Source organism: Aestuarium sp. (assembly GCF_023253315.1).
GTDB lineage: Bacteria > Pseudomonadota > Alphaproteobacteria > Rhodobacterales > Rhodobacteraceae > Marivivens > Marivivens donghaensis.
In genome coordinates this window covers 32,371-44,665 of the sequence record NZ_JALRGW010000023.1, presented here as the reverse complement: position 1 = coordinate 44,665, position 12,295 = coordinate 32,371, and the positions used below count along the sequence as shown (strand labels likewise).

Below are 12,295 nucleotides of genomic sequence, written 5' to 3'. Positions count from 1 at the left end.
AGGTGCGGCCTCAGGAACGATACGGGTTGCGGTCTTGAACTTCTCAATCGCGAAATCAGGCGAAACCAGCGTCGGGTCACATTCGATGCGAACAGCCATACCGTAGGTGGCTTCAATCGCAGCGATGTGTTCGCGCTTCTGGTTCATCAGATAGTTTGCAATCGCAATCGGTGCGCGGACCAGTACCTCTTTGGAACGGCCACGAACGCCCTCTTCTTCCAACTGACGCAGGATCGACAGTGCAACGTTATCATCCGACCGCAGCAGACCTGTGCCGTGGCAATGTGGGCAAGGCTGTGTCGTTGCCTCGAGCATACCCGGACGCAGACGCTGGCGCGACATTTCCAACAGACCAAAGCCAGAGATGCGGCCCACTTGGATACGGGCGCGATCGGTTTTCAGCTTGTCTTTGAGACGCTTTTCAACGGCTGTGTTGTTTTTGCGCTCGTCCATATCGATAAAGTCGATGACGATCAGACCAGCAAGGTCGCGCAGACGCATCTGACGCGCAACTTCATCCGCCGCTTCAAGGTTGGTTTTCAGCGCGGTCTGTTCGATCGACCCTTCTTTGGTCGCGCGGCCAGAGTTCACGTCGATCGCAACCAGAGCTTCGGTCACACCGATCACAATATAGCCGCCTGACGGCAACTGAACGGTCGGGTTGAACATCCCAGCGAGATAGCCCTCAACCTGATAACGCGCAAAGAGCGGCAGTTGGTCGTTATAGGGTTTCACGTTCTTCGAATGCGACGGCATGATCATTTTCATGAAGTCTTTTGCCGTGCGGTAGCCCGCATCACCCGCAACGATCACCTCGTCGATCTCTTTGGAATAGAGGTCGCGGATTGTGCGTTTGATCAGGTCGCCTTCTTCGTAGATCTTGGCAGGCGCTGTCGATTGCAGCGTCAGTTCGCGGATCTGTTCCCACAGGCGCTGTAGGTATTCGTAGTCTCGCTTGATCTCAGCCTTCGTGCGCTGAGAGCCCGCAGTGCGGATGATCAGGCCTGCACCATCTGGCACATCCATCTCGGTCGCGATTTCTTTGAGCTTCTTGCGATCAACAGCATTGGTGATCTTGCGGCTGATGCCGCCACCACGCGCCGTGTTCGGCATGAGAACACAGTACCGGCCAGCGAGCGACAGATAGGTGGTCAGCGCCGCGCCTTTGTTGCCACGTTCTTCTTTTACCACTTGGATCAACAGGATCTGGCGAACCTTGATCACTTCTTGAATTTTGTAACGTTTGGGGCGCGGTTTACGAGCCGGACGAACGTCCTCGTGGTCGTCCTCATTCGCTACAGACTCGATGTTGTTATCAGCATCGTCGTCTTCGTCGTCTGCTTCGTCCTCGACGGTTTCTTCGGACACCACTTCAGGAGCCTCGTCCTGAATGTCCTCAGCGACAGCCTCTTCGGTTCCTGCAGCCTCTTCGACAACAGGAGCCTCAGCAGCCGTGTCATCCTCGGGCTCTTCGACAGGGGTTTCCGCAACGGTTTCCATCGGGCTCAGGCCCTCTTGGTCGTCGTCCTCACCCAGATCGATGGTCTCCATCCCTTTGGGTTCTGCATCAACGTCCTTTGTCGCGATCAGATCGTCCGACTTGGCCGCAGCAGGTTTCGACCGCGACCGACGGCGGCGGTTGACCTTCTTGGGCTTATCTTCGTCTTCGTCCTCGGCAGCGAGGCTTTCCGCATATGCACGCTCTTCGGCGATCAGGGCTTCACGGTCAGCGACCGGGATCTGATAATAATCCGGATGGATTTCCGAGAACGCAAGGAAACCGTGCCGATTACCACCGTAATCGACAAAAGCCGCCTGAAGCGACGGTTCGACGCGCGTTACTTTTGCGAGATAAATATTACCAGCAAGCTGGCGTTTTGACTGACTTTCAAAGTCGAATTCCTCAACTTTGTTGCCGTCTACCACCACGACGCGGGTTTCTTCCGCGTGGGTGGCATCGATGAGCATTTTCTTTGCCATGTTTTCCAATTGCACGACGCAATGCCGCCCTACCCGGGGGCGCGGCGGATATGTAGTCGTGTCTGTCAGGGGCGAAACGGGCGCGGCAAGCAGAGAGGCCCCTTGGGGCCGTCAATCGTCTGCCTGTGTCCAGCGCGCGTTGCATCGCGGTTCTTCCTCAGCGCCCTTTTTCGGGCGCCCGTTATAAGCCCGGCGCGTCCGATAAACTCGCGCTGCCAGGGCATCCTATCGACCCATTTCGGGGCCAAATACACATCTGTCGGAGACCGAGTCTGTGACCCTAATGTCTGAGACAGTGAAACTTTCCGGTGTCGGCCGCGCCATTGCGGACGCCATCACGTAACGACTACATAAGACTGGCTGGGGATAAAATACAATGGTCAATGTGTTAACCAGCCAAATCAAAGGCCAATTACAGGTAATCGGACCGTTGTAAGTTGTACTTTGCCATCTTTTCGTTGAGCGTTCGGCGCGGCAGGCACAGTTCGTCCATCACCGCCACGATCGACCCTTTGTGTCGGCGCATCGTGTTGTCGATCAGCATCCGCTCAAAAGCTTCCACGAATTCTTTCAACGGCTTGCCTTCGGTGGTCATGGTCGGCGGCTGTTCGTCACTATCCGCCATCAACAAGGACGCAATCGTGCCCGACCCACGGCGAGACTGCAAAACCGCGCGTTCAGCAACATTCGTCAACTGGCGCACGTTCCCCGGCCACGGTGCCTGCAACAACTGCGCGGCCTCTTGTGCCGACACTTGCGGCGTTTCGCATCCGTATTCATCTGCGAATTGTTCCGCATAGGTCGTAAAGATCGACAGAATATCCTCGCCCCGCGCCCGAAGCGGCGGCACGGTGATGCGCAGCGCGGCCAGACGGTAAAACAGATCAGAGCGCAGCTCGCTTTCGCAGGTTTTATCCTGCTCTTGCAGGTTACAGATCGCAATGATCCGCGTCTCAGCTGGGGTGCCCTGCTCGTTGATCGCAGTCATCAAACGCGACTGATGCGACGGGCTGAGCGCCTCAATGTCTTCGAGGACTAATGTCCCGCCTCGTGCTTCTTCCATCGCTGGGATCGGTTCGTCCTCGTTCGCCGGTCCGAACAGACGGCGGGTCAGGCTATCCTCGTCAAAAGCGCCACAGGAGAGGATCACGAATTTCTTCGACGCACGTGCGCTCACCGCATGGAGAGCGTGAGCAATCAGCGTTTTACCCGTGCCTGTCTCGCCTTCGATCAACACATGCCCATCGGCTTGGCCTAGATCGAGGATATCCTCGCGCAGACGCTCCATCGCGGGCGAGGTGCCGATCAACTTTTGCATCAGTGAAGTCGGGTCCGACAGTTCCTTGCGCAGCATCCGTGCATCCAAGGTCACACGCCGCGCATTGGTCGCCTTTTTCGCAAGCTCGGTCATTCGATCAGGGTTGAACGGCTTCTCAAGAAAATCATACGCCCCGATCCGCATCGCCTCCACCGCCATCGGAACATCGCCGTGACCAGTGATCATGATCACAGGAAGAGTGCTATCCAGACCTTTGATTTTACGCAGAAACTGCATCCCATCCATGCCGGGCATCTTAATGTCACTGACCACAATACCAGGGTAATCCGAGGTCAAAACCTTTAGCGCATCTTCGGCACAGGCGTAGGTTTCGGTGTCAAATCCCGACAAAGCCAACCACTGGCTGATGGATTGGCGCATGTCCTTTTCATCGTCCACAACGGCAATTTTCATGGCTTTTGTCATCTGTGTTTACTCCGCTGCTTCAACGTCACTGGCCAAGACCGGCAAGGTCATTTCAAAGACCGCCCCACCTTTTGCGCCATTACGCGCGGTGAGGCGACCCCCAAGGTCAGTCACAATTCCTGACGAAATCGCGAGGCCGAGCCCCACACCGTCACCCGGTTGTTTCGTCGTGTAAAATGGTTCGAAAAGGGCATCGAGGTCTTCGATCCCTGCACCGTTATCGCGCACGATCAATCGCACAGCATCCGTCACCGTCAGCGTAACCTCAACGGACGGGTCATCGACACCTTTGGTCGCGTCGAGAGCGTTGCGCAAAAGGTTGATGATCACCTGTTCAAGCCGCAGCCGATCCCCAAAGATCAGCGCGGGATCGGATGGCAAGGTCCGAGTGATCGCGACCTTACGCGTTTTCAACTGCGGTTCCATCATCGACAGCGCGGTGGACACCGCGTCACGCACATCCACCTCTTCAAAGGCGTCTTTGCCTTTGCGGGCATAGGATTTCAGCTGTTTGGTGATCGCGCCCATGCGGTCGATCAGATCGTCAATCCGCCCGAACGACGAAAGCGCCTCGTCCGCCCGTTTACGCTGCAACAACAATCGTGCGCCCGCGAGGTATGTTTTCATCGCTGCGAGCGGTTGGTTCAACTCATGGCTCACCGCCGCAGACATTTCACCCAAAGCAGCCAATTTCGATGACTGCGCTAGCGATTGCTCCGCCACCTCCAGCGTCTTTTCGACCTTCTGACGCTCTGCAATCTCGCGCTGGAGCCGCAGGTTCAACGCCCGCAACTCTGCCGATTCCCGTTGGAAAAACACAACGCGGTTAGCGGATTTGCGTGAGGACACCCAGAACGCCAAAGCCAAAAGGATCGCAAAGCCCATGATTTCGAGGGCAAGTACCCCATTCACCTTTTCCCGCACGGAATCATAGGTGGTGAAACTCACCATCTTCCAGCCTTGGAACGGAACACGGGTTTCGCGGCGCAACACGGCCTCGCCACGCAAATAGGCGTCAATCGGAACGACGGTCCAATCGCGAGTCGCCTCGAACGCACGATCAATGGCGGATGCGGGCGATTGACGGGCCAAGGCTTGCTCTTCTACCAATCCACGCCAGCGCGGTTCGGTCGAGAGGATGATCGTCCCCTCACTATCAGCAACGAACACTGCATCAGAAATGCTCGCCCAACTGCGTTCGAGTTTTTGCAAATCGACGGCAACGGTCATCACGCCCAAGGTGCCGCTTGGGTCATCCATCTTACGCGAGTAAACGAACGAAAACCCGCCCGATTCAGTGCGCACCGTGGTAAAAATCGTGGCGTTCGACCGCAGCGCATTGATGTAATACGGCGCGTTGCGGTGGTTTTCACCCAAACGGTTTCTGTCAGTCGCAGCAACCGTGCGTCCGTCTTTATCCAACAGCATCAAAGACGCCGCGCCGATCTCATCGACAAAAGACAACAGACGTTGGGTGGAAAGCGAATATTCCGCCGCCGACAATGCACGCAGCAACTCTGGGTCGCGGGCCAGCAATTGCGGCACGATAGAGTTACGCTGAAGTTCGGAAATCAGGTTGCCGACGTAGAGCGTCATCCGTACTTCGGCCCTGTTGCGGGTCGATTCCGTAAAACGCTCTGTCAGGAAAACATTGGTGACGTAGACCACCGCGATCGCAATTGCGACGAATAAACCGAACGCCAGCCGATTAAGCCAACGACGGATTTTTGCTCTCTCAGCACGGTTCACGGTCTTTGCACCCATGGGGCGATGTTACGCTCGCCCCACGGAAGGCTCAATTAGGCGCTGACCAACTGGTCCAGCATAGAGCGGAAAAGCGCCTGTCCATCGGTTCCGCCATGGTTGGCGTCGATGGCACGTTCAGGGTGCGGCATCATCCCCAGAACACGGCGGTTTTCAGACAGAACACCAGCGATATTCTCGCGGGCGCCGTTTACGTTCTCAGTGTAGGTGAACGCGATACGGTCCTGATCACGCAGCGCAGCAAGGGTTTGGTCGTCGCAATAGTAGTTACCATCGTGGTGAGCGACAGGAATATCGACGATCTGACCCTTGGTGTAGCCCGAGGTGAACGCGCTATCGGTTGTCTCAACAGTCAGGCCGACAGTGCGGCAAACGAATTTAAGACCCGCGTTGCGCATCAGTGCCCCTGGCAGCAGACGGGTTTCGGTCAGAACCTGAAAACCGTTGCACACACCCAGCGCATAACCACCAGCGTGGACGTGATCGACAAGGCCCTGACAGACAGGCGATTGCGCCGCAATCGCGCCACAGCGCAGGTAGTCACCGAACGAGAAACCACCCGGAACAGCGACCAGATCAACCTTGGGCAGGCTGGCGTCTTTGTGCCAAACCACCGTTACATCGAAGCCGGACTTTTCCAGCGCGACCGCCATATCACGGTCGCAGTTGGAACCCGGGAACTGGAGGACAGCAGCCTTCATCAGGACAGCTCCACCGTGTAGCTTTCGATCACGGTATTCGCGAGGAGCTTTTCACACATCTCTTTGACGGTGGCCTCAGTGGTCCCATCAGCAAGATCGAGCTCGATCACTTTACCTTGGCGGACACCTTCGACGCCGGCAAAACCAAGCGCACCCAGCGCGTGGCGCACAGCCTCCCCTTGCGGGTCCAGAACGCCATTTTTCAGCATGACATGCACACGAGCTTTCATCGGGCGATATCCTTCTTAGTTAATCATCGTTGGCTTGGTCGTGTGGGTGACGTTCGTGGGTAGAACCCCCAAACGACGTGCCACTTCGGTATAGGCATCGGTCAGGTTGCCCAGATCACGACGGAATACGTCTTTGTCGAGCTTCGCACCTGTTTCGATATCCCACAAACGGCAGCTATCAGGGCTGATCTCATCAGCAACCACCAGACGCGGGAATTCATTTTCCCATACGCGGCCGAATTCGATTTTGAAGTCGATCAGACGGATGCCGACGCCATGCATAACACCGGCGAGGAAATCGTTGACGCGCAGAGCGGTCGAAACGATTTCGTCCAGTTCTTGCTGGGTCGCCCAGCCGAACGCTGCAATATATTCTTCAGGGACCAGCGGATCGCCAAGAGCGTCGTCTTTATACGAAAACTCAACGATCGGACGCGGCAATTGGGTGCCCTCTTCGAGGCCCAGACGCTTTGCCATGGAACCAGCCGCAAAGTTACGCACGATCACCTCGAGCGGCACAATCTCTGCCTGACGGCACAGTTGTTCGCGCATGTTGAGGCGTTTGATAAAGTGCGTAGGAATCCCTACCGCCTGAAGGCCGGTCATGAAAAACTCGGACAGGCGGTTGTTCAACACGCCCTTACCGTCGATGACAGCCTTTTTCTCTGCGTTGAATGCAGTGGCATCGTCCTTAAAATACTGAACAATCGTGCCCGGTTCTGGGCCTTCATACAGAATTTTGGCTTTGCCTTCGTAGATCTTTTTGCGCCGCGCCATGCACGTCCCCTCGTCTGGCTGCGCTTTCCGCAGCGTGAGTCATGGGCTGCGTATAGGGCAAGCCCCCCGAAGCTGCAAGAATTGCAAGCGCAAACCGCTATGCGAATTTAAGATAGCTCAAATCGGCCCTGACTTGTTCGGGTTACACTGGATCACCACATTAGATGTACCTGAGCAATCTGGAGACATGTGACCATGAGCACTTTTGACGAACGCGAACAGGCATTTGAAAAGAAATTCGCCCACGATGCGGAACTGCTATTCAAGGCAGAAGCCCGTCGAAACAAACTCTTGGGCCTCTGGGCCGCTGAACTTTTGGGCAAAACAGGTGACGAGGCCGAAGCCTATGCCCGAGAGGTGCTAAAAGCCGATCTCGAAGAAGCTGGCGAAGAGGACGTGTTTCGGAAAATCGCAAGCGACCTTGGTGATAGGTCGGATGAAGCAACCATTCGCGCTAAGATGAAGGACCTTCTCACTCTGGCCAAAGAACAGATCCTTTCTGAGGTCTGACCCAATTTCGGGCGCGAAAAACAAACGCGCCCGCACATTCTATACAATTCAGGTTTGAAAACCCTGCCATGTCATGCCATGCGGGGACAAACGACTCTGATAGATGGTTCGCGACATGACAAATGCACTTTCCCGCTTGCTCGAAACACGCGACTGGCTCATGGCCGACGGCGCGACAGGCACCAACCTGTTCAACATGGGCCTCAGCTCTGGTGATGCGCCGGAAATGTGGAACGTCGAACATCCTGAAAAGATCAAAGCCCTCTACGCTGGCGCTGTAGATGCGGGCAGCGACCTGTTTCTCACCAACTCTTTCGGTGGCAACGCATCGCGTTTGAAACTGCACGGCGCTGAAGGCCGCGTTCGTGAATTGAACCGCATCGCTGCCGAACTGGGCCGTGAAGTGGCGGACGCCGCTGGCCGTCCTGTGATCGTCGCAGGTTCTGTCGGCCCAACTGGTGAGATTATGGCGCCGATGGGCAGCTTGACCCACGAACTTGCCGTCGAAATGTTCCACGAACAGGCCGAAGGCCTCAAAGAAGGCGGCGCGGATGTTCTCTGGGTCGAAACCATTTCGGCGGTTGAGGAATACAAAGCCGCGGCAGAAGCTGCGAAACTCGCTGGCATGGCATGGTGTGGCACGATGAGCTTTGACACCGCTGGCCGCACAATGATGGGCATCACCAGCGCGGACCTCGCGAAGGTTATCGACAAACTCGACCACCCGCCGCTGGCCTTTGGTGCGAACTGTGGCGTTGGCGCGGCTGACCTCTTGCGCACCGTTTTGGGCTTTGCCGCCACTGGATCGCAGACGCCGATCATCGCGAAAGGCAACGCTGGCATCCCGAAATACCACGACGGCCACATCCACTATGACGGCACCCCGTCGCTGATGGGTGACTATGCTGTACTGGCTCGTGATTGCGGCGCGACCATCATCGGCGGTTGCTGTGGCACCACGCCAGAGCACCTGCGCGCCATGAAAGAAGCGCTAGAAACCCGTCCGCGTGGCGACCGTCCGACCTTGGATGAAATCGCTGCGAAACTCGGTGGTTTCTCGTCGGCATCCGACGGCACCGACGGTGACGGCCCAGAGCGTCGCAAATCGCGCCGCCGCGGCTAAGTGCAGGCCGACCCCTGAAAAACCCAAAAACCGCGCCGCTCGGTGCGGTTTTTTTTCGACATTTTGTGATACCGTCGTTTCCGACCCGCCCAGAGTCGCAATCGGTCCAGACCAATTGTCGCATTGGGATCAAATCACCCCAATTGACCCTTCCAACTAGAGAACGCCAATGTCCGATCAAGATGACATCATTCTGTCCGAACTGAACGACGAAGAACTCGTCGAACAGATGTTTGACGACCTTTACGACGGTCTGAAGGAAGAGATCGAAGAAGGTGTTGAAATCCTTCTCGAGCGTGGCTGGACCCCTTACCGCGTCCTCACCGAAGCTCTCGTTGGTGGCATGACTGTTGTTGGCCGCGACTTCCGCGATGGTATCCTCTTTGTTCCCGAAGTTCTGCTCGCTGCGAATGCGATGAAGGGTGGCATGGCCATCCTGAAGCCGCTTCTGGCAGAAACTGGCGCACCACGCGTTGGCAAAATGGTGATCGGCACCGTTAAGGGCGACATCCACGATATCGGTAAGAACCTCGTGTCCATGATGATGGAAGGCGCTGGCTTTGAGGTTGTCGACCTCGGCATCAACAACGCTGTTGAGAAATACCTCGAAGCGCTGGAAACCGAAAAGCCTGACATCCTCGGCATGTCGGCTCTGTTGACCACTACGATGCCTTACATGAAGACCGTAATCGACACGATGGTCGAACAGGGTATCCGCGACGACTATATCGTTCTGGTTGGCGGCGCACCGCTCAATGAAGAATTCGGTCGTGCGATTGGCGCTGATGCTTACTGCCGTGACGCTGCTGTTGCAGTTGATACCGCAAAAGCTTTCGTTGCGCGCAAGCACAACCAGATGAATGCCTGATCTTTCAGACATCACACTGACAAATGACGGCCTTGCCCCTCTGGGGCGAGGCCGCGTTCTTATTGTGGCCTGCGGTGCCCTCGCGCATGAGATCATCGCGCTGAAACGGCTGAATGGTTGGGATCACGTTGACCTGCAATGCCTTCCCGCGATTTTGCACAACCACCCCGAACGCATCACGGATGCGGTTGAGGCCGCGGTCACTGAGAACCGCGATGCCTATGATCAGATCATGGTCGCCTATGCGGACTGTGGCACGGGTGGTCAGTTGTTCGCGAAATGCGACGAACTGGGCGTCGACTATATCGCTGGCCCGCACTGCTATTCGTTCTTTGAAACGAATGCTGTTTTTGAGGCCCACGGTGAAGTGACCGCCTTTTACCTCACCGACTTCCTCGCCCGCCAATTCGACGCCTTTGTCTGGAAACCACTCGGACTAGATCGTCACCCCGATCTATTGTCGATGTATTTCGGCAATTACGAAAAACTGGTCTACCTCGCCCAAACCGACGACCCAGCCCTGACAGCCAAGGCAGAGGACTGCGCGACCCGCATGGGCCTTGCGTTTGAGCGTCGATTTACAGGATACGGCGACCTCGCCACAGCCATCGCAAAGGCCGCAGCGGATTAACCGCGCAGCGCGTCATTCAAAACCGACAGCACAGCCTCACGCGGCACGTCAGAAGTCACAAAGGCCTGACCGATCCCGCGCGCGAGGATGAACCGTAGTTTTCCATCCAGAACCTTTTTGTCCTGCCCCATGAGGGTTAACAGCGCTTCGGCATCTGGCAAATCGCCTGGAATATCGGTCACATCCGTTTTCATGCCCATCTCACGCAGGTGAGCCCGAACGCGGCTTGGGTCCTCTTGACTACACAGCCCCATGCGTGACGACAGTTCAAACGCCAGTGCACAGCCGATTGCGACGCCTTCGCCGTGGAGTAGACGATCCGAATAGCCCGTCGCCTTTTCCAGCGCATGACAGAACGTGTGACCGAGGTTCAAGAGCGCCCGATCCCCCTGCTCTGTCTCATCGCGCATCACGATCTCGGCTTTCATTTCGACGGACCGTTTCACCGCATAGACTCGCGCGGCCATATCGCCCGCAGCCATTTTCGGTGCGTTCACTTCCAGCCAATCAAAAAACGCCGCATCGCCCAAAAGACCGTATTTCACCACCTCACCATAGCCCGCGAGGAAATCGCGTTCTGTGAGCGTGGACAGGATCGAAGTATCCGCCAAAACGAGGCTCGGCTGATGGAAAGCACCGACGAGGTTCTTCCCTTGATCCGTGTTGATCCCCGTTTTTCCGCCAACAGAGCTATCCACCTGCGCCAAGAGCGAGGTCGGGATTTGCACAAACCGCACACCACGGCGCAAAACGGAGGCCGCAAAACCAACGAGGTCACCAATCACCCCACCGCCAAGCGCGATAACGAGGCCGTTCCGTTCGACCTTTTGCTCAAGCAGCCATTCGACCGTTTTGGTAAATTCAGGCCACCGTTTGGTGCTTTCGCCCGCAGGCAAGGTCAGCGCGGAATGCGCTACCCCCGCAGCATCCAAAGACGCCTGCAATGTCGCCAGATGAAGGCCCGCGACATTCGTATCCGTCACAATCGCGACCTTCTTAACCGTCAGCATGTCCGCCACCCGCGCACCTGCCGTCGCAATCAAGTCTGGCCCGATCAGAACGTCGTATTCGCGGCCAACCAACCCAACATGCACGGTTTCGAAAGTCATGATTTTTCCTTTAGGACATCGACACGGCCCAACAGCGCTTCGATCGCTTTGTCGGTGGTGTCATCAATCGAATAATTCGCCTGCGTTTCGACCGTTAGGTTCGCAAGACTGTAGATCGGCTCGCGTACAGCCAGCAAATCCGCAAGTGTCTGACGCGGGTTCGCGGTGCGCAACAGCGGGCGCGTATCCTTGTGACGCACTCGTTCCCAGAGCGTATCCAATGACGCCTTCAGCCAGAGCGATACACCCTTTTCGGTGATCATCGTGCGGTTCCGTTCCGCCATGAACGCCCCGCCGCCCGTCGACAACACACAGGGCCGCCCGTTCAGAAGACGCCGAATAACCTCGGTTTCGCGACGGCGGAAAAACTCTTCGCCATCGCGCGCAAAAATTTCAGAGATGCTCGCGTTGGCCGCACGCTCAATCTCGGCATCAGAATCAAGGAACGCCACGCCCAATCGAGTCGCCAGCGATTTGCCAATCGCAGACTTGCCTGATCCCATCATTCCGACCAGAACAACTGTCCGTTCAAGACAAAATGGACCGCTCAAAGCGGTTTTGCTCTCTGGGTCGTGATCGGCTGTGGCTTGCCGAGTTGTCATTTTCTGTCCCGAATGGCGTGTTATTGCCAGAAAGGGCATATATAAAGACAGCCAAGGGTGCAAAGCCCATGAGGCACAAAGGGCAAGAAAGGCTATCGGAATGTTGTGGAGATTGTTCAAAACTCTGATCGTTCTGCTTTTTCTAGCGGGGATCGGACTTGTGGCATACGCCTACGTCGGGCCGCTGTTCTTTCCGGCAGATTTCGCGGCGCCAGAACAAGCGGTCAGCCAACCCGTTACCCTGCAGGTGAAATAA

The 12,295-nt window shown here is 56.4% G+C and carries 13 protein-coding genes; 5 read left to right on the top strand and 8 right to left on the bottom strand.

Translation table 11 applies throughout. The annotated features are described in order from the left end of the window. The 6 genes from AC1QQ2_RS11430 to purC form a co-directional block, all read right to left on the bottom strand. Positions 1-1,980: Rne/Rng family ribonuclease (locus tag AC1QQ2_RS11430; protein WP_479713226.1), on the bottom strand; the 1,980-nt coding region annotated here is incomplete at its 3' end. A gap of 412 nt (positions 1,981-2,392) precedes the next feature. Next, a complete protein-coding gene (locus tag AC1QQ2_RS11425) occupies positions 2,393-3,724 on the bottom strand; it encodes a sigma-54-dependent transcriptional regulator (RefSeq protein WP_479713225.1) in 1,332 nt (443 codons plus the stop codon). Between the two features lie 6 nt (positions 3,725-3,730). Continuing rightward, positions 3,731-5,488: a sensor histidine kinase gene (locus AC1QQ2_RS11420; RefSeq protein ID WP_105234974.1), complete on the bottom strand. Its 1,758-nt coding sequence runs from the start codon at positions 5,486-5,488 to the stop codon at positions 3,731-3,733. Positions 5,489-5,523: 35 nt separating this feature from the next. Then, positions 5,524-6,189: a phosphoribosylformylglycinamidine synthase subunit PurQ gene (purQ, locus tag AC1QQ2_RS11415; RefSeq protein ID WP_479713224.1), complete on the bottom strand. Its 666-nt coding sequence runs from the start codon at positions 6,187-6,189 to the stop codon at positions 5,524-5,526. After that, a complete protein-coding gene (gene purS / locus AC1QQ2_RS11410; protein WP_067545380.1) occupies positions 6,189-6,419 on the bottom strand; it encodes a phosphoribosylformylglycinamidine synthase subunit PurS in 231 nt (76 codons plus the stop codon). Before purS ends, purQ begins: the two co-directional genes overlap by 1 nt. A gap of 15 nt (positions 6,420-6,434) precedes the next feature. Continuing rightward, on the bottom strand, positions 6,435-7,196 hold the full coding sequence (gene purC / locus AC1QQ2_RS11405; protein WP_479713223.1) for a phosphoribosylaminoimidazolesuccinocarboxamide synthase: 762 nt from the start codon (positions 7,194-7,196) through the stop codon (positions 6,435-6,437). Between the two features lie 195 nt (positions 7,197-7,391). Here purC and AC1QQ2_RS11400 point away from each other — a divergent pair, with 195 nt between their 5' ends. The 4 genes from AC1QQ2_RS11400 (at position 7,392) to AC1QQ2_RS11385 (ending at position 10,328) form a co-directional block, all read left to right on the top strand. After that, on the top strand, positions 7,392-7,706 hold the full coding sequence (locus AC1QQ2_RS11400; protein ID WP_479713222.1) for a DUF1476 domain-containing protein: 315 nt from the start codon (positions 7,392-7,394) through the stop codon (positions 7,704-7,706). 115 nt (positions 7,707-7,821) lie between these two features. Further along, complete coding sequence (bmt, locus tag AC1QQ2_RS11395) at positions 7,822-8,829, top strand: betaine--homocysteine S-methyltransferase (protein WP_105236339.1); 1,008 nt, start codon at positions 7,822-7,824, stop codon at positions 8,827-8,829. 169 nt (positions 8,830-8,998) lie between these two features. Beyond that, complete coding sequence (locus AC1QQ2_RS11390) at positions 8,999-9,697, top strand: corrinoid protein (RefSeq protein WP_067545389.1); 699 nt, start codon at positions 8,999-9,001, stop codon at positions 9,695-9,697. Then, the gene (locus tag AC1QQ2_RS11385) at positions 9,690-10,328 is read left to right on the top strand and encodes a DUF1638 domain-containing protein (RefSeq protein WP_479713221.1); all 639 of its coding nucleotides are present in this window, start codon (positions 9,690-9,692) and stop codon (positions 10,326-10,328) included. Before AC1QQ2_RS11390 ends, AC1QQ2_RS11385 begins: the two co-directional genes overlap by 8 nt. On the opposite strand, the gene aroB is transcribed toward AC1QQ2_RS11385, so the two are convergent. Both aroB and AC1QQ2_RS11375 read right to left on the bottom strand, forming a co-directional pair. Next, positions 10,325-11,437 (bottom strand): 3-dehydroquinate synthase, encoded by a 1,113-nt coding sequence (aroB, locus tag AC1QQ2_RS11380; protein WP_479713220.1) that lies wholly within the window; start codon positions 11,435-11,437, stop codon positions 10,325-10,327. The genes AC1QQ2_RS11385 and aroB overlap by 4 nt on opposite strands. Beyond that, complete coding sequence (locus tag AC1QQ2_RS11375; RefSeq protein WP_479713219.1) at positions 11,434-12,039, bottom strand: shikimate kinase; 606 nt, start codon at positions 12,037-12,039, stop codon at positions 11,434-11,436. The genes aroB and AC1QQ2_RS11375 overlap by 4 nt, the downstream gene beginning before the upstream one ends. A 100-nt stretch (positions 12,040-12,139) precedes the next feature. Here AC1QQ2_RS11375 and AC1QQ2_RS11370 point away from each other — a divergent pair, with 100 nt between their 5' ends. Then, on the top strand, positions 12,140-12,295 hold the full coding sequence (locus AC1QQ2_RS11370; protein WP_479713218.1) for a hypothetical protein: 156 nt from the start codon (positions 12,140-12,142) through the stop codon (positions 12,293-12,295).